General features: G+C 41.8%; 23 protein-coding genes and 3 pseudogenes. 21 read left to right on the top strand and 5 right to left on the bottom strand.

The genetic code is table 11. The features are described 5' to 3' along the window. The first annotated feature begins 93 nt into the window (after positions 1 to 93). From QFZ80_RS30240 to QFZ80_RS30215, 6 genes and pseudogenes are all read left to right on the top strand, one after another. Positions 94 to 531, top strand: a complete 438-nt coding sequence (locus QFZ80_RS30240) for an HRDC domain-containing protein (RefSeq protein WP_307552051.1) — start codon at positions 94 to 96, stop codon at positions 529 to 531. An 80-nt stretch (positions 532 to 611) separates the two neighbouring features. Beyond that, positions 612 to 1,352 (top strand): Fic family protein, encoded by a 741-nt coding sequence (locus QFZ80_RS30235; protein ID WP_307562398.1) that lies wholly within the window; start codon positions 612 to 614, stop codon positions 1,350 to 1,352. A gap of 22 nt (positions 1,353 to 1,374) precedes the next feature. Beyond that, positions 1,375 to 1,842: pseudogene (locus QFZ80_RS30230) on the top strand (thioredoxin family protein); the annotation flags it as partial. 259 nt (positions 1,843 to 2,101) lie between these two features. Then, positions 2,102 to 2,287, top strand: coding sequence for a hypothetical protein (locus QFZ80_RS30225; protein ID WP_307562396.1), 186 nt, complete (start codon positions 2,102 to 2,104; stop codon positions 2,285 to 2,287). Positions 2,288 to 2,387: 100 nt separating this feature from the next. Beyond that, a complete protein-coding gene (locus QFZ80_RS30220; RefSeq protein ID WP_307562394.1) occupies positions 2,388 to 3,251 on the top strand; it encodes a tetratricopeptide repeat protein in 864 nt (287 codons plus the stop codon). Between the two features lie 555 nt (positions 3,252 to 3,806). Beyond that, complete coding sequence (locus QFZ80_RS30215) at positions 3,807 to 4,775, top strand: peptidoglycan DD-metalloendopeptidase family protein (RefSeq protein WP_307562392.1); 969 nt, start codon at positions 3,807 to 3,809, stop codon at positions 4,773 to 4,775. A gap of 41 nt (positions 4,776 to 4,816) precedes the next feature. On the opposite strand, the gene QFZ80_RS30210 is transcribed toward QFZ80_RS30215, so the two are convergent. After that, the gene (locus QFZ80_RS30210; RefSeq protein ID WP_307562390.1) at positions 4,817 to 4,981 is read right to left on the bottom strand and encodes a hypothetical protein; all 165 of its coding nucleotides are present in this window, start codon (positions 4,979 to 4,981) and stop codon (positions 4,817 to 4,819) included. 117 nt (positions 4,982 to 5,098) lie between these two features. On the opposite strand from QFZ80_RS30210, the gene QFZ80_RS30205 reads away from it, so the two are divergent. From QFZ80_RS30205 to QFZ80_RS30190, 4 genes are all read left to right on the top strand, one after another. Further along, a complete protein-coding gene (locus tag QFZ80_RS30205; RefSeq protein ID WP_307562388.1) occupies positions 5,099 to 5,377 on the top strand; it encodes an S-layer homology domain-containing protein in 279 nt (92 codons plus the stop codon). A 103-nt stretch (positions 5,378 to 5,480) separates the two neighbouring features. Continuing rightward, the gene (locus tag QFZ80_RS30200; protein WP_307562386.1) at positions 5,481 to 5,930 is read left to right on the top strand and encodes a hypothetical protein; all 450 of its coding nucleotides are present in this window, start codon (positions 5,481 to 5,483) and stop codon (positions 5,928 to 5,930) included. An 886-nt stretch (positions 5,931 to 6,816) separates the two neighbouring features. Then, complete coding sequence (gene cysD / locus QFZ80_RS30195; protein ID WP_307562384.1) at positions 6,817 to 7,740, top strand: sulfate adenylyltransferase subunit CysD; 924 nt, start codon at positions 6,817 to 6,819, stop codon at positions 7,738 to 7,740. A 1-nt stretch (position 7,741) separates the two neighbouring features. Further along, positions 7,742 to 9,481, top strand: a complete 1,740-nt coding sequence (locus QFZ80_RS30190) for a GTP-binding protein (protein ID WP_307562382.1) — start codon at positions 7,742 to 7,744, stop codon at positions 9,479 to 9,481. 219 nt (positions 9,482 to 9,700) lie between these two features. On the opposite strand, the gene QFZ80_RS30185 is transcribed toward QFZ80_RS30190, so the two are convergent. Both QFZ80_RS30185 and QFZ80_RS30180 read right to left on the bottom strand, forming a co-directional pair. Further along, complete coding sequence (locus QFZ80_RS30185) at positions 9,701 to 10,462, bottom strand: ThiF family adenylyltransferase (protein WP_307562380.1); 762 nt, start codon at positions 10,460 to 10,462, stop codon at positions 9,701 to 9,703. Further along, entirely contained in the window at positions 10,459 to 11,073 is a 615-nt protein-coding gene (locus QFZ80_RS30180) for an N-acyl amino acid synthase FeeM domain-containing protein (RefSeq protein ID WP_307562378.1), read from the bottom strand. The genes QFZ80_RS30185 and QFZ80_RS30180 overlap by 4 nt, the downstream gene beginning before the upstream one ends. A gap of 194 nt (positions 11,074 to 11,267) precedes the next feature. Here QFZ80_RS30180 and QFZ80_RS30175 point away from each other — a divergent pair, with 194 nt between their 5' ends. Together QFZ80_RS30175 and QFZ80_RS30170 are read left to right on the top strand one after the other, a co-directional pair. After that, positions 11,268 to 12,479, top strand: a complete 1,212-nt coding sequence (locus QFZ80_RS30175) for an HD-GYP domain-containing protein (RefSeq protein WP_307552061.1) — start codon at positions 11,268 to 11,270, stop codon at positions 12,477 to 12,479. A 302-nt stretch (positions 12,480 to 12,781) separates the two neighbouring features. After that, positions 12,782 to 14,104 (top strand): IS4 family transposase, encoded by a 1,323-nt coding sequence (locus QFZ80_RS30170; RefSeq protein WP_307556960.1) that lies wholly within the window; start codon positions 12,782 to 12,784, stop codon positions 14,102 to 14,104. A 200-nt stretch (positions 14,105 to 14,304) separates the two neighbouring features. On the opposite strand, the pseudogene QFZ80_RS30165 reads toward QFZ80_RS30170, so the two are convergent. Beyond that, positions 14,305 to 15,297, bottom strand: a pseudogene (locus QFZ80_RS30165) (cation:dicarboxylate symporter family transporter); the annotation flags it as partial. A gap of 393 nt (positions 15,298 to 15,690) precedes the next feature. Here QFZ80_RS30165 and QFZ80_RS30160 point away from each other — a divergent pair. The 5 genes and pseudogenes from QFZ80_RS30160 (at position 15,691) to QFZ80_RS30140 (ending at position 20,711) form a co-directional block, all read left to right on the top strand. Continuing rightward, complete coding sequence (locus QFZ80_RS30160) at positions 15,691 to 16,398, top strand: DNA alkylation repair protein (protein ID WP_307562376.1); 708 nt, start codon at positions 15,691 to 15,693, stop codon at positions 16,396 to 16,398. 216 nt (positions 16,399 to 16,614) lie between these two features. Further along, positions 16,615 to 16,959, top strand: a complete 345-nt coding sequence (locus QFZ80_RS30155) for a DUF805 domain-containing protein (protein ID WP_307552063.1) — start codon at positions 16,615 to 16,617, stop codon at positions 16,957 to 16,959. Between the two features lie 220 nt (positions 16,960 to 17,179). Next, positions 17,180 to 18,187 carry a TAXI family TRAP transporter solute-binding subunit gene (locus QFZ80_RS30150; protein ID WP_307562374.1) on the top strand — a complete coding sequence of 336 codons (1,008 nt, stop codon included), beginning with the start codon at positions 17,180 to 17,182 and terminating at the stop codon, positions 18,185 to 18,187. After that, entirely contained in the window at positions 18,184 to 18,750 is a 567-nt protein-coding gene (locus QFZ80_RS30145) for a DUF1850 domain-containing protein (protein WP_307562372.1), read from the top strand. Before QFZ80_RS30150 ends, QFZ80_RS30145 begins: the two co-directional genes overlap by 4 nt. A 31-nt stretch (positions 18,751 to 18,781) precedes the next feature. Beyond that, positions 18,782 to 20,711: pseudogene (locus tag QFZ80_RS30140) on the top strand (TRAP transporter permease). A 210-nt stretch (positions 20,712 to 20,921) separates the two neighbouring features. Here the strand turns inward: QFZ80_RS30140 and QFZ80_RS30135 are convergent. Next, positions 20,922 to 21,236 carry a hypothetical protein gene (locus QFZ80_RS30135; protein WP_307562370.1) on the bottom strand — a complete coding sequence of 105 codons (315 nt, stop codon included), beginning with the start codon at positions 21,234 to 21,236 and terminating at the stop codon, positions 20,922 to 20,924. A 103-nt stretch (positions 21,237 to 21,339) separates the two neighbouring features. Between QFZ80_RS30135 and QFZ80_RS30130 the strand changes: the two genes are divergently transcribed. The 4 genes from QFZ80_RS30130 (at position 21,340) to QFZ80_RS30120 (ending at position 23,717) form a co-directional block, all read left to right on the top strand. Further along, the gene (locus QFZ80_RS30130; RefSeq protein ID WP_307562368.1) at positions 21,340 to 22,362 is read left to right on the top strand and encodes a leucine-rich repeat domain-containing protein; all 1,023 of its coding nucleotides are present in this window, start codon (positions 21,340 to 21,342) and stop codon (positions 22,360 to 22,362) included. A 44-nt stretch (positions 22,363 to 22,406) separates the two neighbouring features. Next, positions 22,407 to 22,592, top strand: a complete 186-nt coding sequence (locus tag QFZ80_RS39210) for a hypothetical protein (RefSeq protein ID WP_373460203.1) — start codon at positions 22,407 to 22,409, stop codon at positions 22,590 to 22,592. An 86-nt stretch (positions 22,593 to 22,678) separates the two neighbouring features. After that, the gene (locus QFZ80_RS30125; RefSeq protein ID WP_307552068.1) at positions 22,679 to 23,101 is read left to right on the top strand and encodes a VOC family protein; all 423 of its coding nucleotides are present in this window, start codon (positions 22,679 to 22,681) and stop codon (positions 23,099 to 23,101) included. 28 nt (positions 23,102 to 23,129) lie between these two features. After that, the gene (locus QFZ80_RS30120) at positions 23,130 to 23,717 is read left to right on the top strand and encodes a thioredoxin family protein (RefSeq protein ID WP_307552069.1); all 588 of its coding nucleotides are present in this window, start codon (positions 23,130 to 23,132) and stop codon (positions 23,715 to 23,717) included. Positions 23,718 to 23,798 lie beyond the last annotated feature (81 nt).

Below are 23,798 nucleotides of genomic sequence, written 5' to 3'. Positions count from 1 at the left end.
TCGTGGAACAATAAATTAACTAGTGCAAGGAAGGAAATGATACAGTCGGATGAATAGAGAACTCACGCCTGAAAAGAAAAAAACATTGAGTCTTTGATTACTATTATCTCTAAGTTTGAGATTGACTTTAAATTAGAATCAGAACACTCGCAGTACCTCGATCTTTGTCAAAAGTACAATGATAAGGCAAATCAATATGATCTGGCAGAGAAGGATATGTATGATATTGCTAGCTTGCTAATCAAGCTTAATACTCCAATAGATATGGATTTCGAAGCAAAATATCAACTCTCAACTAATAACGTACAAAGAAGAAATGAAGATACGCTTCGTGAAGAACTGACAACATTCAGGCTACAAACATCAAGAGAGGAGCAAATCAAGGCGTATTATATTTTTAACAATGCTGAGATGGATGATATGATTGCTAAATATCCAAGAACTGAAAATGAATTATTAGAGGTAAAGGGTTTTGGGAAGGTAAAGGTTGGGAAGTATGGTAGTGCAATTTTGAACATTTTTAATGGGTAAAAAACTTGGGTTGAGTGTATAAGATGGATTGGATGCTTTTTAACTGTGATATAATGGTAATAAAAGTAGGGAGGGGCAATATGACCTTTGGTAAAATAGATCTTTTAAAAAGTGAATTAGATGAATTACGTCCTTTGCCAGCGGCTGCTGTAAGAAATTTGGAACAAGTTTATCGGGTCGAATGGACGTACAACTCTAATGCGATTGAAGGTAACACATTAACACTTTTAGAAACCAAATTGGTTTTAGAAGAAGGTTTAACAATAGGTGGAAAAAAGCTGCGTGAGCATTTTGAAGTCGTTAACCATTCAGAAGCGATTTATTACGTACAAGATGTAGTAAATAGAAACATGGAATTGACTGAGTATGTCATAAAATCAATTCATCATCTAGTACTTAAAAACATTGACGATGAGAATGCAGGGCGATATCGGATGATCAACGTTTTGATATCAGGCTCTGGGCATACCCCTCCAAACTTTTCAGTTCTCGCGGAAAAAATGGAACAGTTGATTCAATGGTATGATGAACACAAAGATAAATTGCATCCAGTTGAATTAGCAGCGGAATTCCATTTCCGTTTTGTATACATCCATCCATTTTCTGATGGTAATGGGCGTACTGCGCGACTTTTAATGAATTTAATTTTAATGAAATACGGATTTCCACCGGCTATTGTTAAAGCTGCAAATGATGCTCGTTTGAAATATTATGAAACTTTAGAATTAGCAAGCATGGGGAAAAATTTAAAACCATTCGTACAATTAATTGCCGAATGTGTTGAGGATAGTTTGCAAAAGTACATAGGTGCGGTAAAGTGACTTATGGTACTATATTTAAAGTTTCACATGTAATCATTGCCCTTATGTCATTGGTTCAAATGAAATCACTCGGGAAACGGCCAATCGGTTCAAAGAGCAAGGTGTGCGATTCGTTGGCATTAACGCTAATAGTGTGAACACGAAGCCGGAGGATTCCTTTGACCACATGGTAACGTATATGGAAGAGCATCAATTTCCACGGGTATACCTCAGAGATGAATCCCAAGAAACCGCGCTGGCTTATGGCGCTTTACGGACGCCTCATTTCTATATATTCGATGAAAATCAGAAGCTGGTTTATACAGGACGCGGGGTGGACAGCCCTAGGGATGCCAATAGAGTTACAGTGAACGATCTGGAAAATGCATTAGCCGAACTTATGGCTGGTAAAGAGATTACGGTGCCACTTACGAATCCGATAGGTTGTAACGTCAAGTGGGACGGCAAAGATGCGCACTGGATGACTGCTGAGGCTTGCGATTTGGTGTAGGTGTAACAGTTGCTCACTAGAGCTAAGAGGCAGGGGCGTATTGGAAACCAGCCCAGCTAAGATCAATACTGGTATCTATTTTACAAGGCGGTTAAGGTAGATGAAAAAGGCGGTCAATCCTCTATGGGATTAGCCGCTTTTTTATGTCGTTAACACTGTCGGTCTACCAAGCGTATGTTTCTGAGGCCGTTTCTTTACAGAGCATTGAGAACTGTTCCAACTGACAGTATATATGTGCTATACATGATTAGCTATAGTAATGCCCACGATTTCGAAAAAACCATTCGATCAAGAGTTCCAAACGATATTAAGTGAATTGCAATCCGGCTACCATGCAGGGGTATTGAGTAAGAAGGAAAGCTCGGAACGGCCTAATGATGTATATCTCATTGAAGTTGAAAACACAATGGTGGGGTATGCCGGAATTCAGAAAGCGGAAGGATAGGGTTTTATTTGGTGTGTGAACACGGGCTTTGCATTCTCATTTTGAGGATTCTTTGATACAATGATTTTGATTTATCAGAGTCAAAAGGAGAGCTGTATTCATGTCGCCTATTATCAAAAAGTTGCTTAAAATAGTTGTTACGATTGCGGTCATTATGATCGGGTTTAATTTTAACTGGGCGTTAGGGGTAGTTATGATTGTGTTGGTGCTAGGATACTTTGGCTACACTTCCCGTTCTGTCCTATATGCGCAGAGGGGGAATCTGGCTTATATGAAGGGTGATCGCGACCGAGCATTGATTTTGCTGGAAAAAGCGTATCGCTTGAAGTCGGCGCTCCCTCAACATCAGCTTGGCTATGGCTATGTGTTGATGAAAGCAGGGGAACTTAGCAAGGCTGAGAAGGTATTCGACGAGGTCCTTCATAAAGCGAAAGCTAGAGATATGCACATGCAGGCAAAGCTTAATTTGGCGACAGTGTATTGGTTGCAGGGCAGACGAGATGAGGCTTATAGCTATCTTCAAGAAATGTCAGAGGAGTATAAGAATACGCTGGTATATGGGAACTTTGGTTATTTTCAAATTTTACACGGCGAGCTGGAAGCAGCACTTGTGTATAATCGCGAAGCTTATGCTTTTAATGACAACGATCTGACGATTATGGACAACCTGGCACAAAACTACTATTTGCTCGGTCAGCTGAATGAGGCGGATGAGATGTATGCCAAGGTGATAGCAAAGACGCCCAAGCATGCCGAGTCCTATTATTACTATGCGTTAACGTTGGAGCAGCTGGGACGATTACAAGAAGCGAGAGAGCAGATTGGAAAGGCGCTTGAGAAAGAATTAGCGCTTATTACCCCTCTGACCAGGGAAGATATCGAGTTATTAGCGATTTCTTTGGGAAAAAAGAGTGATTTCAATCCTACAGCAGATGGATCTGGACCCTTTGTCAAGGAAACTTAAAAAAAGAGGCTTTGATGATTTAGGCAAGCCGACAGAAGATGGTTCCTGTATTGAGTATGCCTGAAGGTAGTCAATTATTTGAAGAGTTTGACTCTCAATGGCGGCGGTACATCGAGGCTAGCGTGCCGAATTTTAGGACTGATGAAGAGATGCACGAATGGTATTATAAGCAGTTGTGGGAAATCCACTCCTTTTTTATTGCGTACAAACTTAAGTCATTCGCTATAATGAGTAAAATCAATCTACTAATTAATGCGATTAACCTCTCGAGATGGGAGGTTTTATTCATTTAAGCACCTTAATGCGCTACCCAAAAGGGGTTGAGTGCAACCCCGCCCCAGCGGCCAGGTAATGTCCTGACTTTGAAAAAGAACAACGCCGCGGCGGAGTTTGTGGCGCTTATGGATTGTTTCCCTAGTTTATTAATATTGAGCCGATCACTTCCAATTTTTTCATAGTGAAAAACCTCTATGGTGCTAGTATTATCAAAATAAGTAATTAAAATCTATCATTACAGTGGTTCTTTATCATTTAAACAGAGCAACGGAGGGTACTATGAAAAAAACAACAATGTTCAGTCTTGCTTTGACCTTTTCATTGCTTACAGGAAATATGGCTTCGGCTATGAGCTACTCTACGTATACTATTCAAAGAGGGGATACGCTATGGTCGGTGTCACAACGACTTAATATCAGTCTTGCCAGCGTATTAGCAGCGAACCATCAAGTGAATCCGAACAATGTTTACGAAGGATTAAAAATCAATATGCCGGTTGGGGAAAAAGCAAAAGCAGCCGACCAGACGAACACAACGAACAATACATACACTGTACAGCTTGGAGATAATTTTTGGGTGATTAGTAAAAGTTTAAATATCGACTGGAGTCGCCTAGTAGCTGCGAATCCGAATGTAAACGCTGCCAATATGTACGTGGGAATGAAAATTAATTTACCAATCAATCTGAATGTACAGACAAATACGAATTCCGACAATCATACTTCAACCAGCAGCTCGATGCCTGTAAGTTCAGTTGAAGCTCCTTCGTACCTATCAGACGGACTATTTCCGTTGAAACCTGGTACATATAGCCCATTTATCAATACATTCGGGGATGGCAGAACATTTAATGCTGATGGAACCCAACAACGTAACCATGAAGGTAATGATATTATGGCTGTAAAAGGCACACCCATTTACAGTGTTTATAACGGTACGGTAATCAAAAAAGGTTGGAATACACTGGGGGGCTGGCGACTTACGGTGAAAACACCTGATGGTAAAACAGCATTCTATTATGCACACATGTCGGCTTATGCGACTGGTGTAGAAATTGGCAGTTCTATTACGAAAGGTCAGCTGATAGGATATGTAGGGAATACAGGTTATGGGGAGGAAGGTACCGAAGGTACTTTTGATCCGCATTTGCACTTCGGAATGTATGATATAACCAATGGATTTATCGTAGAGGATCCTTATAATTATCTGAAATATTGGGAAAAGACTTCACTGACAGCAAAATACTAAAACTAACTCCATATTGAAAAATCCGCTTTGTGAGCGGATTTTTACTTTTTTAAATCAAAATTGGCGCCTTTTATTATAAGATGCTGTGCGAGGAGCTTCGGAACGATCGGCCGTTGACCGACCAGGACTACCTGGACCGGATGCAGCGGGTTATCCAGCGTTTGTTGCTGTTGTCCAGGAAGATCTGCGGAATCGCGTAGCATCACTGGCGGCATCTCGCGCTTGATTCCGGAGCCGATCCTGAAGCGGCGCTACGGCCGGTTCATAAAGTAGTGCCTGCTCTGAACCCAGCGGTCATCCTCGATTCCAAGCTGGAGCAGGGTATGAGAGCAGGTTATATTCAAGGCTACCCGGACGGGACGTTCCGTCCGAACGGGGAGCTGAGCCGCGTGGAAGCCGCCGTTATTCTGTCGCGGCTTGTTCCCGTCCTCGGGTTCGCTTCCATCAAGCGCAAGAGCACCGATCCAAAAAGATCGGTGCTTTTGCTTTTAATTCGTAACCTGTCAGCCTTTTCCCGTATTAAAAATAGGTACGGAACCGGCGGAGCAGTCGCGGAACTGTTCCGGTCCGATACTGCTTATGGAGAATGCTTATCCTCATAATGCATGCTTCTTTTGCTACCAATGTACGTTTTGCTATATCACGTTAAAAAGCGAAAAGCTATGGATTGACCCATTTTACAGGTTAACTAGACGCAATCCTCCGATGTGGTATTCTCGTTTAATACTTGAGGCAATGATAGAAGTTTACCAATCTTGGTCTCAGCAGATGAAAAGATTAAATGAACCATTCTATCTGAAAATTTGGCTCTATAATCCGAACTTTATTAATTCACAAATTGTTGTCGCTTTTCGTGAATGCTTAAATTATTACGATAATACATTCGATAAAAGCAACGATAAAAAAGCATTCCCCTCACATCTGAATGGGAGAATACTTGGTCTTCAAGAATTTAAATGGGAACTTGCTATACATTCAGATGATTATTGGCTTTCTGACCTACAAGAGGATATTGGTTTGGGGTTTAGGACTGACAAGGATATTGAAGCTATAAAAAACAAAGCATACAAGTATGAGACTGTAAAATTAAGTATCGGTAAGGATACTATTTATAATGTTAGTGTCGGAGATGTTTGGTTAGGCGAGATTATATAGCAAACGAAAAAGATTTGCCTCAGAGACAATGATCTGAGGCTTTTTTGTGTAGAAGGGGGTGGGTGGCGATTAAACGACTACTTTCATCTCTTATCCATGTAACTGTTTTAATGACCCTACGATTTTTTTGCAAATATGTTGTTCGTACAATAATGCTTTTAAATTATAACCTATTTCTTTTAAGAGACGCACTAGGGAGAACCGTAAAATGTTTAGTTACCATCATTAAACGGTGTAATTAGCCTACCTTCGCTTTCTCACGTTTTTGTGAAATTTAAATAAAAATGCACTAATCGCAACACAATGCATAGTCGTCACGATAGATACGGTGAGAAGGTTATGAAGTGTATTGCAACTAATCGTATGCATACCACGACCACTCTTAATGTAAGGACCAATTGGCTGTGCACACCATACGGGTGCATATTGAATCTGTAAATTCTATCGATTTATAAGGGGATTGAGTAAAAGATTAATAGGGTTGTGGACTGATTGGGGACGCGAAATGTTGCGTCCTCAATATTTATTGTGAAAAAACTTTAATTTATTTCGAGTAGAATGTTTAATTTTCGCATGGAAAAATGAACAGGGGTTCGACTCCCATGCTTTTGGTACATTACGAGCTCTTCAAAGTAATCCTTATCGACCCAATCCTTTTTCAAACGTGAAGAACCCACTGTTCAGGCTTGACGAAGTGAACTTTAATTGCATACTGTGATTATTGTGCTAAAGAAAGTGACGCTCTCGGAAAAAGTACGACAATATTCGAGGAAAATGATAAAAAATTAGAGAAGTTACTTTCTTCCACTTTGCATAAAAGCCAAAATCTGATAGGATATAAAGAAATGCGATAGATTTAGTAAGAATTAAAAGGAGGCACCTTTCCATGCAAAAACTGATGCTTGATTCCATACAAGAAATGACGCATCTGGATCAACTCGAGGCTGAAGCGATTTATATTATCCGAGAAGTAGCGGCGGAATGTGAAAATCCCGTGATGCTGTATTCGATCGGAAAGGATAGTTCCGTGATGCTGCATTTGGCGCTGAAAGCTTTTTATCCGGAGAAGCCGCCATTTTCTTTCATGCATATTGATACGACGTGGAAGTTCAAAGAAATGATTGAATTCCGCGATCGTAAGGCAAAAGAATTCGGAATCAAGATGATTGTTCACTCCAATCAGGAAGGGATTGATCAAGGGATCAACCCGTTCGATCATGGTTCCGCGTATACGGATATTATGAAAACCCAAGCTTTGAAAGAAGGATTGGACAAATACGGATTTACGGCTGCGTTCGGCGGCGGAAGGCGTGACGAGGAGAAGTCGCGTGCGAAGGAGCGGATTTTCTCTTTCCGGAATAAGAATCATGCCTGGGATCCGAAAAACCAACGGCCGGAAATGTGGAAACTTTTCAACACAAGAATCAATAAGGGAGAAAGCATCCGTGTTTTCCCAATATCCAACTGGACGGAAAAAGACATCTGGCAATACATTCGCAGAGAAAACATTGATATTGTGCCTCTCTATTTTGCCAAAGAAAGACCTGTACTTGAACGCGACGGACATCTCATCATGGTGGACGATGATCGCATGAAGCTCGAGCCTCATGAGAAAATTGAAATGAAAAAGATGCGCTTTCGCACATTAGGCTGCTATCCGCTTACAGGGGGAGCTGAGTCAGAGGCGGATACGATAGATGCCATTATTGAAGAAACGCTTGGTGCGGTCTCATCCGAACGGACAACGCGGGTAATTGACCAAGAAGCGGCGGGAAGTATGGAAAGACGGAAACGGGAGGGTTATTTCTAAAATGAAAAGTCTGCTTAAATTTATTACTTGCGGAAGTGTAGACGACGGAAAATCCACCTTAATTGGACATATGCTTTATGAGGCCAAGCTTTTATTCGCCGACCAGGAAAGAGCGTTAGAGCTGGATAGCAGACTGGGCAGCCGCGGCGGCAAAATTGACTATTCCTTACTGCTTGACGGGCTGCTAGCCGAACGTGAGCAAGGTATTACGATTGATGTGGCTTATCGGTATTTTACGACGGACGACCGTTCTTTCATCGTAGCGGATACGCCTGGACACGAAGAATATACCCGTAACATGGCCGTTGGCGCATCTTTTGCGGATCTGGCTATCATTCTTGTGGACGCAAAGAAAGGGGTTATCACCCAAACCAAGCGCCACACTCGGATTTGCGCACTTATGGGCATTAAACATCTTGTTTTAGCTGTGAACAAAATGGATTTAGTCGGTTTTGATCCTAAGATATTTGATGCGATCCAACAAGAATTCTTGCAATTGACCGCTGAGTTTCACTTTGAAAGCATTCAGGTGATCCCTGTTTCTGCCACAGAAGGGGATAACATTACGAAAAAATCGCCAAATACCCCTTGGTACGAAGGCCTTGCCTTGCTGCCATATTTGGAAAATGTGGACGTTCATCAGAGCGACAGTACGAAGCCATTTATGATGCCGATTCAGCGTGTATGCCGTCCGGATCATACATTCCGTGGTTTCCAAGGCCAAATTGAGGCTGGGCGTATCGCGGTTGGCGATGAGCTGACAACGTTGCCTAGTCATGAGAAGGCGAAAGTCAAACGTATCCTCGTGGGAGACCAAGATCGCGATTATGCCTATGCTGGACAGCCTGTAACCATTCAATTGGATCGGGAAGTCGATGTTTCGCGGGGTTGTGTATTCACAAAGGATAGTCAAATCCAAGAGGCGAATAGCTTCTCAGCTACGATTCTTTGGATGGATGATTCTGTGCTGACGCCAGGCAAAAACTATCTGGTCAAAGTAGGAACGAAGGTTCTGCCAGGTACCGTAACGGCCATTACGCATAAAATCGAAATTAATACTGGAAAAACGGTTCCAACGGATCATATCGTCAAAAATGAATTGGCAACATGTGAGTTTTCCTTATCTGACAATATCGTAATTGATTCTTTTGAACAAAATAAAAGCATTGGCGGATTTATTCTGATCGATCGTGTCACGAATATGACATCTGCTTGCGGAGTGATTGAGCAAATCGTTCAAGGTTCCGACAATTCTGTACTGCTAGATACGGAAATCACCAGAGATGTTCGTGCCCAGCAAAAAGGTCAGAATCCATTAACCCTCTGGTTCACCGGTACGGTTTCGGATAAATCAACGCTTGCGAAGGAAGTCGAAAAACGGTTGGTATCGACAGGCCACCATACCATGTTACTGGGGAATGGCCAGGGAGAATCGTTGCAGCGATTAGCAGAAGTTGCAAAATTGATGAACGATGCGGGACTTATTGCATTGGTATCGAATGATTCCCCGATCGAAAACGACCGAGAAACCGCGCGAGATATCATTGGCAAAGAATATATTGAAGTTTATGTAAATGGACCGCTTGCAGGCAGTTCGAGCACAAATGATACACCTGGGAACCCGGAAATCGAAATCGATACAAGCAAGTTTTCAATCGAGGAAGCTGCCAATTATGTAGTGAAACGAATTATCAAATATTTAATCAATGAGAGTAGTCGTGGACAATTCCTTAATTTCTAATGCTTAAACAAATCGACTTTGGCGAAATAGTCTTTGAAAAATAGTATCCCTACATTACCGTGAATAGTGATGTAGGGACTTTTTTTTGTGTTCGCGGAACGCTTTACTTCGAGACGTACCGGATGCTGGGGCCAGAAGAGGATGATATCAATACGATGCATCGTATCGGGATGCGGAGTTTACTCTCTATTATCCAAAAATCTATCGGGCTTGGCTAGTTTATAATTCAAACTGTAATTCAAATTTCTCTGGTACGATGACAGGCTCTTTTCTGTTTAGAAGATGAAGAACTAGATGAGATACTAACACGCCAGGACCTAGTGCTTGTCCTACACTAATAGTAGGGATCGTTTTTGCTTGGATCCATTTTAGAACTTTATCTGGAGTTGCGTAGGCCGGGAGAGAACTGGTGTAGTTTCCAGCCGGGAAGGTGATTTCATTAAGCTTCTCGGGCGAAAGGCCCTCCGGTAAGCCCAAATACTGTTCTAGTGACATCCCCGTGGGTGAAAATGTTAAAACCGATGTACCAAAGCCAAGCGCTACCGCAGTAATGATGTATAGATGTTCTTTTCTTGCTGCCTGGTGCATGAACAATGACGTAGGAAACTCAAAATAATCGATGGCATCGATGACATAATCGGAGCCATGAATGAATTGTTGAACATTCTCCTTAGTAACGCCTGATTGGTATTCTTCTACAATAAGTTCAGGATTTATTTTTAATAAGTGATCCCGTAAAGCTAGAACCTTGGACTTCCCAACGGATTCATAGGTAGCTGCACATTGCCTGTTAATATTGGAGATATCAAAAACATCGGGGTCAGCGAGCTTTACCTTTCCTATACCCATTCGGACTAGTAATTCTGCCGAAAATCCGCCTATACAACCGCATCCGGCAATAGAAATTGTACTATTTTGAAGAATATTGATTTCCTCTTCAGACATAATCCCTAAATTACGGCTAAATTGTTCTTTGATCATTGTACCACCTCATTAGTTTTATAAGAATTTTCTGATAAATAATTATATAGAGTAGGCCGATAAACTTCTAGTGTGTTTAAACATTCTGTTAGATTTAATAAGCATGGAATACTAGTTGAGCCAAGGTATAATTTGGGTGCTCCAACAACCTTGAAAGGGAATTTGAACATGCGGTGCATATAATTATAGACTCTCTCATCAATGCAGCATATCCAGTGGGTGATTCCTGTATGCTGAGAATATTGTAGAACAGTTCGGATCAGTCCCATTCCGACATCATGTTGAGGCAGCTTCGTAAATGCACTGATTTCCGCGTATCGATTTCGATCCATTTGCATTAATTTGGCTTTTTCGAGATCATATAACGAAAAGTATTTCATGGTCGGCAATTCTTCTAATTTCTCAAAAATAAGGCGTGTTACTCCGACAATCTTCTTCTCCGTTATCGATTCTGCGACAAAATAGGTAGAATTAGTTTCATAGGGATCCTTATCGTCTTTTCCAAAAAAACCCACCTCCTGATATCTTTGATGATGAAGCCGAATAGCGTTATCTCTTTCTTTACCAAAAGCTTCATAAAAACTGTAGTTATAGCTCAAATTATTACTCATAAAATAACACTCCTTTTTATTTTTTCTCTTTAATTATAGAAGAATGTCGTAATTTATTAAGAATAATCATTTTATGATACAAATTGTATCATTACTAGTTCTTTTTTACTATAGGAAGTTAAGATTTCATAGTTTATCATTATTAAAAATGATACAATGAAGTTCAAATAAATCATTTGGGATGGACTTTCTATATGGGGAATACCGAGCAAAATAAACTACTCTTGTCCTTTTACAAAATTCATCAAGGTAACCTAAATAACAACATTTTACAAGTTGGTTTTGTATATTTAATCTTAAGTATTACTTGGAATTATCTTTTTAGGGTTATGCACTTGCCTTACTCAAGAGCAAATATTGGGATTTTATTACTTTGTCTAGTCATTTGCGTTATTACGTATTCATTAAATAAATTTTCTGAACTTCCTGTATCAATATTGAAACATATAACTTTATGCTTTGTTTGTTTTGTAGTCATATGTTTATATTTTGGTTCGGGTTATAGGGAAGCATGGAGTTTTTTCCTTTTGATACCTTTAATATCTGCACTATATGGCGATATTATTTCTTTATTGATATATTCCGTTCTTGGATTAGTCAGTATGATTACCCTCGATTTATACTTTCCATTGATTCCAAATACCACCTTTGATTCTATTGATCTCTCGAACCGAATTCTTCTTTACATCATTCTTGCAACTTTCAGTCATATCCTATACAAAAAACTACTTGGTCTTTATTTAAATTTGGTTTCGATTATATCTAAATCTGCTGATGAATCGATTGAGCAAGTTGTTAAAACGTTTATCGTTTCTGTTGAAGCTAAAGATGCATATACTTTTGGTCATAGTGAGAGAGTCAGTAATTACGCTGTTGACCTTGCGAGTAAACTGCCTGAATATCAGCAAGAACCTAAAAAACTGCACTCACTTAAAATGATGGGGCTTCTCCACGACATAGGGAAAATAAATATATCAGAGACAATCCTTGCAAAGCCATCGAAGCTTACGGATGAAGAGTATGAAATTATTAAGACCCATACGGTTGTGGGAGCAAAAATGGTAGAAAAGATATCGGTCTTAGGAACATTAAGAGAGGGCGTACTGTATCATCATGAAAGGTGGGATGGGCTAGGTTATCCTAGTGGCATAAAAGGGGAGGAGATTCCGTTAGAAGCGCGAATTCTTGCAATTGCAGATGCGTTTGATGCGATGACTTCAAATCGTGCTTATCGGGATGCCATGTCTACCAATCAAGCTTTCCAACGCTTAATAGAAGGTAAAGGGACATTTTATGATCCTAGACTTATTGATGTACTAACTCCGCATCAATTATCTTGGTTAAAACTATTTAAACAATTAAACAACGAGATTGATGAATTTGAAACATTAATGAACCTAATTTAATATTAATAAAGGTTTAGAAGTTGATTGCGAACTAATTCCGAATGATAATTAATTTTTTATAATGAAGCCAAGCCAATAGCACCTGAAAATTATAGTAAAGGGAATGATTCCAACTAAGGAACAAAAAAGCAGGGGCCTAAGGCCCAATGTCATTAAGTTAAGGCGAAAGGCCAAAATCAAGAAAAAGAGCAGGTTATCGAAAAGATAACCCGCTCTTTTTTTACGTCCAAAAGAAAAAAGAACTTGACAAGCAGTTGGAAATGTGTGGCGAAGCCCCTTGAAAAAACGAGGAGGTTACGCCAATGGATGAGTACTCGAATTCGCTAAAAGAAACACTGACATCCCTCATACGAGAAATGTCAGCTGCACCAGCACCTTTTGTCAAAAACCCCGAAAAAGATTTTACCCGAAAGAAAAAGCTTCCCTTTGAAACGGTTATGCAACTCCTGATCTCAATGGGGGGCAACAGCTTATATAAGGAACTCTTGGAATCGCAGGGCTATGACGTAAATACCGCAACCACCTCTGCATTTGTCCAACAGAGGAATAAAATCCTGCCATCTGCTGTGGAATTCTTGTTTCACGAATTTACGCAATCGTATACCGATATCAAGGACTACCGTGGGTATCGATTACTTGCCGTTGACGGTTCGGATTTGCATATCGCAACTGACTCTGCGGACACGGACACCTATTTTCAAAGTCAACCGAACACAAAAGGCTATAACCTTCTGCATTTGAACACAGCCTATGACTTGTGCAATAGACTTTACGTGGATGCGATTATTCAGCCACGAAGGTTGAGCAATGAGGGAAGGGCGCTGGCTGCTATGGTTGACCGTTCCCCCATCAAGGGCAAAACCATTGTTACTGCCGATAGAGGTTATGAAAGTTACAACAATTTCGCTCATATTGAACGAAAAGGGTGGAATTATGTCATACGGGTAAAGGATTTGGATTCCAGTGGTATTCTTTCGGGTTTGTGTTTGCCCTCTGGCGGAGCGTTTGATCTGGACGTTCATCTGACACTCACCAAAAAACAAACCAAAGAGGTCAGGGCTCATCCCGAGATTTACAAGTTCGTCCCTTCCACGTCTACCTTTGATTTTTTGGATTTGCATGAGAACTTGTTTTACCCGATTTCCTTTCGGGTTGTTCGTTTCGTCTTGCCAAATGGCGCTTATGAAACCGTCATTACGAATCTTTCTGCCGCTGATTTCCCACCCGATGAAATCAAGTCCATTTACAACATGCGATGGGGCATCGAAACCTCTTTCAGGGCATTAAAATACACGGTAGGTCTGACGAATTTTCACGCAAAGAGACAAGAGTCCATCACCCAAGAGATTTTCGCAAGAATGATCATGTACAATTTCGCTGAAATGATTACCTCGCACGTAGTCATTTCCCAAATGGATAAACGGCACCAATACCAAGTCAACTTCACAGTTGCCGTTCACGTTTGTAGACATTTCCTGCGCTCAAGGGACGATGAACCCCCGCCCGATGTTGAAGCACTGATTCGCAAAAACATTTTGCCGATTCGACCCATCCGCCCAGGACAGCAGAATACGCGCAAAATCCGCTACAAATCCGTTGTTAGCTTCGTCTACAGAGTAGCATAATTCGTTTCATATGAACATTTTTTTAAGCGGAAAGTTCATCCGCTTTGTTTGCTGTACGCTTTTTCCTTGCTGGCGCAAGAAAACAAACGGCACAGGGCTTTTCCCATGCCGTTTTGGATTCTATTTTTATTCACGGTCTTGTCTTTGAGCCTAACTTAATGACATTGGCCTAAGGCCTCCTGCTTTTTTAACATTTTTTTCTAGACATTAATCATGTATTCCTTGCCTTCTTTACGTTTTTTTGCATATTCAGCTGTTGCTGTAAAAAGTACGTCGGAGGATGAATTTAGTGCTGTTTCAAAAGAGTCCTGTAAAACACCTATGATGAAACCTGCACCAACGACCTGAATCGCAATGTCATTCGGAATGCCGAATAAGCTGTACGCCAGAGGAATGAGTAAGAGCGACCCGCCGGCAACACCTGAGGCACCTGCAGCAGATACAGCGGATAGAATGGTTAGAATAAGCGCCGTACCAAAATCTACTTCAATGCCAAGCGTATGAACAGTTGCGAGAGTTAAGACAGAAATCGTAACTGCTGCGCCCGCCATATTTATCGTAGCACCTAATGGAATGGATACCAATACGTATCCGAATCCAGTTTCATTTTTTCACATAATCTCATGTTGATTGGAATGTTTGCAGCTGAACTTCGAGTAAAGAATGCGGTAAGAACGAGAAGTAATTTTCCATAATCGAGCAAGGAAGAAAGCCCGTTGATTGTAATGGAATCAAAAATAAGTCCCATGATTCCTAACGGTGCCAAATTGATTACCCATTTGACGATTTGCGATACGGCATCTGAAAAATTTGTAAGCAAATTTTTTGTACTGTCATGGGCATTTCTTAAAGCAACGCCAAGAAGGATGGCCCAACCCAGGATACCGATATAGTTGGCATTCATTAAGGCCTTAACCGGGTTGTCAACAATCTGAAACAGTAATGTCTTAAGTACTTCTACAATCCCATCAGGTGGAGTGAGATCTACGGCACCTTTTACTAGTGACAAGCTTACCGGAAAAATAAAACTTGCAATAACTGCTATTAGCCCCGCCAGAAAAGTACTTAAACCATAGAGGGCAAGAATCGCTTTCATATTCGTTTGATGGCCCTTTTTATGTTCAGATATGGCAGGCCATCACGATTAGCAAGACCAATATGGGCGCAACCGCCAAGCCACCAGGTTGTAATGAGGCAAGTTAATATTTTCAAACGTTAGTTTATCACGAAAATTGTCGAATGTGTATGAGCGTAAGAATTTGGAAAGATACTAAATGGGAAGCTATGGATGTCCAATTACCAAGGTAGTAATGTCAGCAGTTTACTCTCTAAGCTTTTATAGATGGCTTCCCATATCGGACAATGTGAATGAATCACGCATGGAAAGTTACTTTTGAACAAAGGAATTCGTGTTTTTCACTAAGATCGCTTTTTAAGTGGGGCCAGTACACAGTATAATTATTTGAGAATAGCACTTTCGTCTACAAATTCATTGATAGAATTAAAAAGTGGATTAGAGATCTTGAAAGAAAATCTCTGGCTTTGAACAGGATGCAAAACCTCCAAAAAGAAGGAAGTGTTAAACAATGAATTTAGAAATGGTTATGCAGGAGCTTGAAGCTCTCGGCAAGGAACGAACCAAGAAAATTTACGTATCCAATGGCGCGCACGAGCCGCTTTTTGGAGTGGCAACAGGCGCCATGAAGCCCATTTTCAGGAAAATAAAGTTAAATCAACCTTTGGCTGACCAGCTTTACGCTACAGGGAACTACGACGCAATGTACTTTGCCGGCATAATTGCAGACCCAAAAGCAATGACTGAAGCGGATTTTGATCGTTGGATGGATGCGGCTTATTTTTATATGCTGTCCGATTTTGTGGTTGCAGTAACCTTGGCGGAAGCAGATATTGCACAGGAAGTTGCCGATAAATGGATCGCAAGCGGCGAAGAGCTAAGAATGTCAGCGGGCTGGAGTTGTTACTGCTGGCTTTTGGGTAATCGTCCGGACGGTGAATTTTCAGAAAACAAGCTTGCCAAGATGCTTGATCATGTGGAAAATACGATTCACGATTCCCCCGAACGAACGAAATACGCAATGAGTAATTTTATTTACACAGTGGGGGTATCCTATTTGCCGCTCCACGATAAGGCGGTCGAGACGGCAAAGGCAGTAGGCCCAGTAGAAGTCAATCGGGACAAGACCAAAAGCAAGTTCCTTCACGCCTCCGAAAATATTCAAAAGGCAGTAGATAAAGGGCAGCTTGGTTTCAAACGCAAACATGTAAGGTGTTAAACAATAGCCTCACCTCGCGAAGTGGCGGGGTTATCTTTACTTAAGCTTAAGCGAATTCGTGCTTAGGCTTTTTCTTTTTTTACGCTGATACTTCAGGCCTGTTGTATCAAGAATCGGAAGGCTGGTCATTTTACATGCATACGTCACATATAATTTTAAGTATGAACGGCCCAATAAGAGTTTTATCGCACGTGCTAAAGGAGGGAGGGATCAACAATGGAATGGTATTTAATGGTGTTAAAAAATTACGTAGGTTTTCAAGGAAGAGCACGGCGTAAGGAATACTGGATGTTTGTTCTTTTCAGTATCATTGTTTCCATCATACTTGCCATATTGGAGTCAATCCTAAACGCATCTAACGTTTTAACAGGACTCTATTCTTTAGCTGTTCTATTACCGTCTTTAGCTGTTGGAGTTAGGAGACTCCACGATACCGGAAGAACCGGATGGTGGCTCTTAATTAGTCTGATTCCCCTTATTGGTTCCATTATTCTGCTTATATTTATGTGTCAAGATAGTGAAGTGAATGATAATCAATATGGACCCAATCCTAAAGGTTAGTTATTGAATAGGAAAAGGAAGACGAGAGGGGCAGCCCTTAATGTCTTCCTTTTTTCGTTTTTGCGGTAAGCCATGCTGTAAGAATATCTTCCTGAAAATGAAACAGTATTTTTTCCAAAATCAATTTCTATCTTGATTTTTTCCGCACCACAAACATATACATACTACCGAGATACAATTTGTCTACATAATAAGAATTTATTTATTGGAGGGAATGACAATGATCAGACGTGTAAGCAAAGGATTAGTTATTGCCATTGTTTTTATCATGGCTTTAACCGCTTGCGGAGGTACGCCGCAGGATGCATCTGCGCCCAAAGCATCGGAAGCGCAGAATGCGGGAGAGAAACCATCCAGCCTGGTTATTGCGACTGGTGGCACGGCAGGCACCTATTATCCACTCGGCGGCGGTATCGCCAACCTGATTAAAGAAAAGGCAAAAACAAACGCCACTGCACAGGTTACTGGCGCAGCAGTTGAAAATATGCGCTTAATCAGCAAGAAAGAAGTCGATCTGGCGATTACGCAAGGTGACATCGCGGATTACGCGGCTCTGGGCACGGAAATGTTTAAAGAGGGCGCGGTCAAGAACCTACAGGCTATTGGCGCGCTTTACCAGGAAACCATTCAAGTCGTCGTATCGGAAAAAAGCGGAATTAAATCCGTTTCGGAGCTGAAAGGCAAAAAAGTTTCCGTAGGCGCACCTGGCAGCGGTACCGAAGTGAACGCCAGACAAATTCTTGAAGCTTATGGCCTTACCTTTAACGATTTCAGCACAGAGCGTCTGTCCTTCGGCGATTCGGCGAAGAAAATCCAGGACGGTGGCTTGGATGCGGCATTCGTAACGGCGGGAGCTCCAACGGCAGCGATTAACGAGCTGGCTGCAACTACCGGAGTACAGATTCTAACGATCGAAGCTGACAAAATTAAAGCCATTACGGATAAATACAAGTATTACAGTCAGCAAGTGATTCCTTCCAAAACCTACCCGAAACAGGACGCCGAAGTAAAAACGGTCGCGGTTAAAGCGATTATGTCTATTCGTGCTGAGCTAGATACGCAGCTCGTCTATGACATCACCAAGACGATATATGAAAATACGCAGCCGCTAATCGCCATCAATGCCAAGGCGAAAGAAATCCAAACCGACAAAGCACTGGAAGGTATCAGCATACCGTTGCATCCGGGGGCAGAGAAGTACCTCAAAGAAAAAGGCGTTATCAAATGATGTACTTAACACCAAGGGTGTGGGAGAGGGCTCCTGCACCTGTTTTTCTTCGAATATGGCTGTGGCTTATCATTTTCGTAACCGTTGTTGCTGTAGCCATATGGTTATGGGCCTCAACCATCCCGGCCTTAACGATCAGGCAGGTGGCAGACGGCGAAGTAGTCTTTCAATCACGGATGGAAAAGAATGGCCGATTCTCGCTTACGTATATTCATTCGATTCACCGTACGCCGATTGAGGAACGTTTTTTCATTAATGAGAAAAGGCAAATGGTTCTGGACTCAATGATATTTGAATCCTATGGGGTCGGAATTCCATCCTCTCTCGAAGGAAATGAAACCTTTCGAATGGAAAACGGAAAAATGCGGATTGAGAACATCCATCGGACCCTAGAAATGTTTGAGCTTCGAATAGGACAGGTGATTGCCGACCATAAACTGCTTCTGCGAGATCAAGTGATCCCTCTTTCACAACTCAGTATGCCGGGTTCGGCGGTACGGTTTGAAATCAGCAGTCTGAATATATGGGTTTATTTGAAAGGAGTGCTCCACTTTGGCCGATAGCCCAAAGGCGTCAGAAATCGAAAAGGAAACAATGAGCCAAGAAGAAATACAGGAAATGATCGGCAAATATGATCCTGATTTCGCCTTTCGGCGGCTTGAGGGAGTGATGAGAGCCTTTACTTTCGCGTTTGCCGTATTGTTTTCCTTGTATCAGACTGTATGTCAGCTTCTTTACCCCGTTCCCTGATCAAGTTCATCGTGCGGTGCACCTATCTTTTGGATTAGGCCTCATTTTTCTTTTATATCCTTCTACCAAAAAAGGGCGGGGTAGCCGAATCCCGTGGTACGATTATATGTTGGCGGCGCTTGGTATCGGGGTAGGGCTGTACTGGCTACTGAACTATGAGGAGCTGTTTAACCGTATCGGTAATTTTACGTTAACCGATTTTATCGTCGGCGGAATTGCGATGATTCTGGTTCTGATTGCAGCGCTGCGTGTGGTCGGTGTTCCCATCGTGACGATTGCGGTGGTGTTTTTGCTTTATGCCTATTTCGGCAATCATATGCCTGGATTTTTAGAGCATCGGGGCGTGTCGCTGGAACGGTTGATCAGTCAGATGTATTTCACATCTGAAGGGATTTTGGGGACACCGCTTATGGTTTCTGCCAGTTTTATTTTTCTTTTCATTTTATTTGGCTCTTTTTTGGACAAAACGGGAGTTGGCGAATACTTCAACGATCTCTCCCTAGTCGTAGCGGGAAGGAGAATCGGAGGACCGGCCAAGGTAACGATTTTCTCCAGCGCCTTACAGGGGACGATCAGCGGCAGTTCCGTCGCCAACGTTGTGACATCCGGAGCCTTCACGATCCCGATGATGAAGCGTCTCGGTTACCGGCGCGAATTTGCTGGTGCTGTCGAAGCGTCTTCTTCAACAGGCGGCCAAATTATGCCCCCGATCATGGGGGCGGCTGCGTTTCTAATGGCCGAATTCACAAATATTCCTTATTCCCAGGTGGCGCTGGCCGCTTTAATTCCGGCGCTGCTATTTTTTACCGGGATTTGGATTATGGTGCACTTTGAGGCGAAGCGGCTTGGACTGAGGGGGCTTCGTCCGGAAGAACTGCCGAGCCGCAAAGAGGTTTTGCAAAAGCTTTATTTATTGATCCCGATCTTAGCGATTATCGGCTTTTTGATGTTAGGTATGTCTCCCATGCGTTCGGCCATCTACGGTATTTTGTCTGTTATCGTAATGGGCGCCGTCCGAAAGGCCACCCGTATGTCCTTTAAGGACATTTTATCGGCTTTGGAAGATGGGGCAAGATCTGCTCTCGGCGTGGTTGCTGCAACCGCCTGCGCGGGGATCATCGTCGGTGTTATCACGTTGACGGGGATAGGCTTAAAATTCGCAAACGGTTTGTTGGAGCTGGCGGGAGGCATGCTGCTCCCTACGCTTATCCTGACCATGCTGGCAAGCTTGGTACTTGGTATGGGTACGCCGACTACGGCCAACTATATCATCACTTCTACGATCGCTGCGCCGGCCATTATTGCACTGGATTACCCTGTCCCCCTTTTGGCCGCTCACATGTTTGTGTTCTATTTTGGTATCGTAGCAGATATTACGCCACCTGTTGCGCTAGCGTCCTTCGCAGCTTCCGGCATTGCCGATTCCAACCCGATGAAAACAGGCCTGGAATCGACACGTGTCGCGATTGCCGCTTTCATCATTCCTTTCATCTTCGTTTATCAGCCGCAGCTGCTGCTAATCGATACCACCTGGGCTGAAGCTGTCGGCGTTACGGTTACCGCTGTCATCGGCATGATCGGTGTCGGGGCGGGGATGATCGGATTCTGGTTGCGGAAATTGAACGCAGTTGAACGGCTTATCGTTATCGTAGCGGGGCTTCTGCTCATTATCCCAGGACTTGTTACCGATCTTATCGGTATGGGTACACTCGGGGTCATATTCACTTTGCAGTATGTTCAGGGGAAGAAGCAAAAGGGAAACTTGATTAGATGAAGTCTATAATGTAAGTTGGGTCAGGATTTTTGACACCGAATTACTTCATATCAGACTAGAGAAGAGTTTTTTGGAAAATAAGATTAAAGGTTTAGAAGCTGAATGTCTGCTGATTTAAAAAGATAATTAATACATAGTAAATGAACCTCATCTGCCTTAAGATGGGGTTCATTTTAGCTTACAAAAGAAAAACTGCCCGAAGGCAGTCAATTATTTGGAGATATAGAATACATTATTTTCAAGCTTTATTGTTAATCCTAACTCATCAACGGCATAGTGCCATGTCATAGGGAAATAGGTAACATCGTTTAATACTAGTAAAGGGTACTCCTCGGAACCATTATCAACCCAGCTGTCGTTTACATAGATATTAAAATCTGGTTCTTTAGCATACAGGTTTGTGTTCGTGGAGCCGTAGTCAAATTCAAGGTTACCAGCTTTATTAGAAGTTTTTCGAATTACAAATCCAGTATCTGCATCCCATACTGTTTCTAAAGCAAGTGCTTGGGTAAACTTAAATGTCATTGGAAAATAAGTAATATCCTTATGCGATATGACGGGGTATTTTAGGGATGAATTTGGTACTGAAGTACCATTTACGTAAATACTGTATGTCGGTTTTACAACTTTGACATGTCCACTAGCAATAGTTTCTACGATTGACGAAAACCCGATTAAAGATTTAACGAATTTAAAATATTTAAGTAAAGTTGAAAATCTAGATCTTAGCGAAATGGATATTCAGGACTTAAGTTTCCTTCAAAATATGGTTAGTTTAACCAAATTAGAATTATCGCAAAATCGTATTACCGATATTTCACCGCTCAATAAGCTTGTGTCTCTAAAACGTTTATATCTATCCGGTAATGAGGTTTCAGATCTTACGCCACTTTCTAAAATGGTAGGATTAACGAGTGTGCTTCTTAGCGATAATAAAGTCACAGATCTTACGCCTCTTCAAGAATTACCTAAGTTAACTACCCTCTCTCTAAATGCTAATCCGGTTAAAGACTTTACTTTACTTGGGAAAATCAATTCATTAACGTTTTTAACGCTTAGTTCAAATCGTTTAGAAAATATAGATTTTCTTTCTAGTTTGAATAAGTTAGAATTTTTATATCTAGATTATAATAACATTACTGATTTGAACCCATTGAGGAATCTTAAAAGGCTTCGAAGTCTAAGTTTATCAGTAAATAAGATCGTAGATCTCCAACCAATAAAAGAAGTATCCGTGCTAGATGATCTGAATATTAGTTTCAATCAAGTGAAGGATATATCTGCTCTTGCTGCTCTTACTAAATTAAATACATTAATATTAGCCAATAATCAGATTACTAATATTAATGTTCTCAACAATTTTCCAAAGCTTTGGGAAATTAATCTCGTGAATAATCCATTGGAAACTAGTAGCTATAGTGTAATTAAGGCAAGGGAAAGCCGAGGAGCTGTCATTAAATATGGCAATGTTATAACGGTCAAAATTAATGGGTATGTTCAAAGCTATTACGGAGACGAGCAGCCAATGTTAGAGAATGAAACAGTCCTTGTCCCTATGCGTCGCATCTTTGTTGCTCTAGGTGCGGACATTACATGGGATGGTGAAACGCAGACGATTACTGCGAGTAAAGGGAGTAGTAAAATCATTTAAAGATTGACTCTAATGAGGCCTTCATTAACGGTCGCGGCATTCAATTGGATGAGTCCCCTCGTTTACACAATGGTACGACAATAGTTCCTGTTCGATTTGTTAGGCTGACTTTAATTTGCATTTCCAAAATAAAGGGGTACCCGCGATGGTGCCCCTTTAAAATGAGATTTGCCGGGTTGAGCGGACTGAAGAGTTTATTGGAAAATAAAATAATAATAGCAGTGAGATAAATTTTACATCGTATAAATTTTCCGAATCATGGAAGTAAGTTATACTGTAATAGTAGTGATTGCAAGTATCAAAGGAGGTTAAGAAAGTGGGTACCAATGAGAAAATAGGCGGCGGTGGCTTTCATCACGTTGCGCTAAGAGCGAACGACTTTGAAGCGACGGTCAAGTTTTACACGGAGGGATTAGGCTTCAAGGAAAAGCATGGCTGGGGCGAAGGCGATAAGCGAATTGTCCTACTGGATTCCGGCGATGGTAATTACATGGAGGTTTTTGCAGGTGGATCTGGTGAACCGAAACCGGAAGGCTACTATTTTCACGTTGCTTTTCGTAGCAACAATGTGGATGCAGCCGTTGAAGCGGCTGTTGCAGCTGGAGCAGTGGTGACGGTAGAACCTAAAGATGTTGTCTTAGGCAACAATCCGCCGACGCCAGTTAGGCTCGCATTTGTCAAAGGGTTGAACGGTGAAATTATCGAATTTTTCCATAGCACAGGAGAAAAACAGTTGTAACTTTTCAATCATGAAAGGGGAACATGACATGGCTTTTACCTTTACTTTATCGCTAGGGGATCAAGCGCCTGACTTCTCTTTACCGGCAACGGACGGGGAAGTATATTCGCTGAACGATTTTAGCGGCGCTAAAGCGCTTGTCATCTTTTTCACATGTAATCATTGCCCTTATGTCATTGGTTCAAATGAAATTACTCGGGGAACGGCCAATCGGTTCAAAGAGCAGGGTGTGCAATTCGTTGGCATTAACGCTAATAGTGCGAACACGAAGCCGGAGGATTCCTTTGACCACATGGTAACGCATATGGAAGAGCATCAATTTCCATGGGTATACCTCAGAGATGATTCCCAAGAAACTGCACTTGCTTATGGCGCTTTACGGACGCCTCATTTCTATATATTCAATGAAAATCGGAAACTGGTTTATACGGGACGCGGGGTGGACAGCCCCAGGGATGCCAGTAGAGTTACAGTGAACGATCTGGAAAATGCATTAGCCGAGCTTACGGCTGGCCAAGAGATTACGGTGCCGCTTACGAATCCAATAGGCTGTAACGTCAAGTGGGATGGCAAGGACGCGCACTGGATGCCTGCTGAGGCATGCGATTTGGTGTAGGTGTAACAGATGCCCACTAGAGCTGTGAGTAGGGTAGTAAACAGTAAATAAATACGAATCCTCATTATCATCATCGACAAG

The sequence above is a fragment of the Paenibacillus sp. V4I7 genome, from assembly GCF_030817275.1.
Classification (GTDB): Bacteria; Bacillota; Bacilli; order Paenibacillales; family NBRC-103111; genus Paenibacillus_E.
The sequence above is the reverse complement of the archived record's forward strand: the minus strand, read 5'-3'. Positions and strand labels throughout refer to the sequence as shown.

Bases quoted from the DNA above. Each gene is read 5' to 3' on its own strand.
- QFZ80_RS30235 (WP_307562398.1), top strand. From the start codon at position 612: ATGACCTTTGGTAAAATAGATCTTTTAAAAAGTGAATTAGATGAATTA.
- QFZ80_RS30225 (WP_307562396.1), top strand. From the start codon at position 2,102: ATGCCCACGATTTCGAAAAAACCATTCGATCAAGAGTTCCAAACGATA.
- QFZ80_RS30220 (WP_307562394.1), top strand. From the start codon at position 2,388: ATGTCGCCTATTATCAAAAAGTTGCTTAAAATAGTTGTTACGATTGCG.
- QFZ80_RS30215 (WP_307562392.1), top strand. From the start codon at position 3,807: ATGAAAAAAACAACAATGTTCAGTCTTGCTTTGACCTTTTCATTGCTT.
- QFZ80_RS30205 (WP_307562388.1), top strand. From the start codon at position 5,099: ATGAGAGCAGGTTATATTCAAGGCTACCCGGACGGGACGTTCCGTCCG.
- QFZ80_RS30200 (WP_307562386.1), top strand. From the start codon at position 5,481: ATGTGGTATTCTCGTTTAATACTTGAGGCAATGATAGAAGTTTACCAA.
- cysD (WP_307562384.1), top strand. From the start codon at position 6,817: ATGCAAAAACTGATGCTTGATTCCATACAAGAAATGACGCATCTGGAT.
- QFZ80_RS30190 (WP_307562382.1), top strand. From the start codon at position 7,742: ATGAAAAGTCTGCTTAAATTTATTACTTGCGGAAGTGTAGACGACGGA.
- QFZ80_RS30185 (WP_307562380.1), bottom strand. From the start codon at position 10,462: ATGATCAAAGAACAATTTAGCCGTAATTTAGGGATTATGTCTGAAGAG.
- QFZ80_RS30180 (WP_307562378.1), bottom strand. From the start codon at position 11,073: ATGAGTAATAATTTGAGCTATAACTACAGTTTTTATGAAGCTTTTGGT.
- QFZ80_RS30175 (WP_307552061.1), top strand. From the start codon at position 11,268: ATGGGGAATACCGAGCAAAATAAACTACTCTTGTCCTTTTACAAAATT.
- QFZ80_RS30170 (WP_307556960.1), top strand. From the start codon at position 12,782: ATGGATGAGTACTCGAATTCGCTAAAAGAAACACTGACATCCCTCATA.
- QFZ80_RS30160 (WP_307562376.1), top strand. From the start codon at position 15,691: ATGAATTTAGAAATGGTTATGCAGGAGCTTGAAGCTCTCGGCAAGGAA.
- QFZ80_RS30155 (WP_307552063.1), top strand. From the start codon at position 16,615: ATGGAATGGTATTTAATGGTGTTAAAAAATTACGTAGGTTTTCAAGGA.
- QFZ80_RS30150 (WP_307562374.1), top strand. From the start codon at position 17,180: ATGATCAGACGTGTAAGCAAAGGATTAGTTATTGCCATTGTTTTTATC.
- QFZ80_RS30145 (WP_307562372.1), top strand. From the start codon at position 18,184: ATGATGTACTTAACACCAAGGGTGTGGGAGAGGGCTCCTGCACCTGTT.
- QFZ80_RS30135 (WP_307562370.1), bottom strand. From the start codon at position 21,236: ATGACATTTAAGTTTACCCAAGCACTTGCTTTAGAAACAGTATGGGAT.
- QFZ80_RS30120 (WP_307552069.1), top strand. From the start codon at position 23,130: ATGGCTTTTACCTTTACTTTATCGCTAGGGGATCAAGCGCCTGACTTC.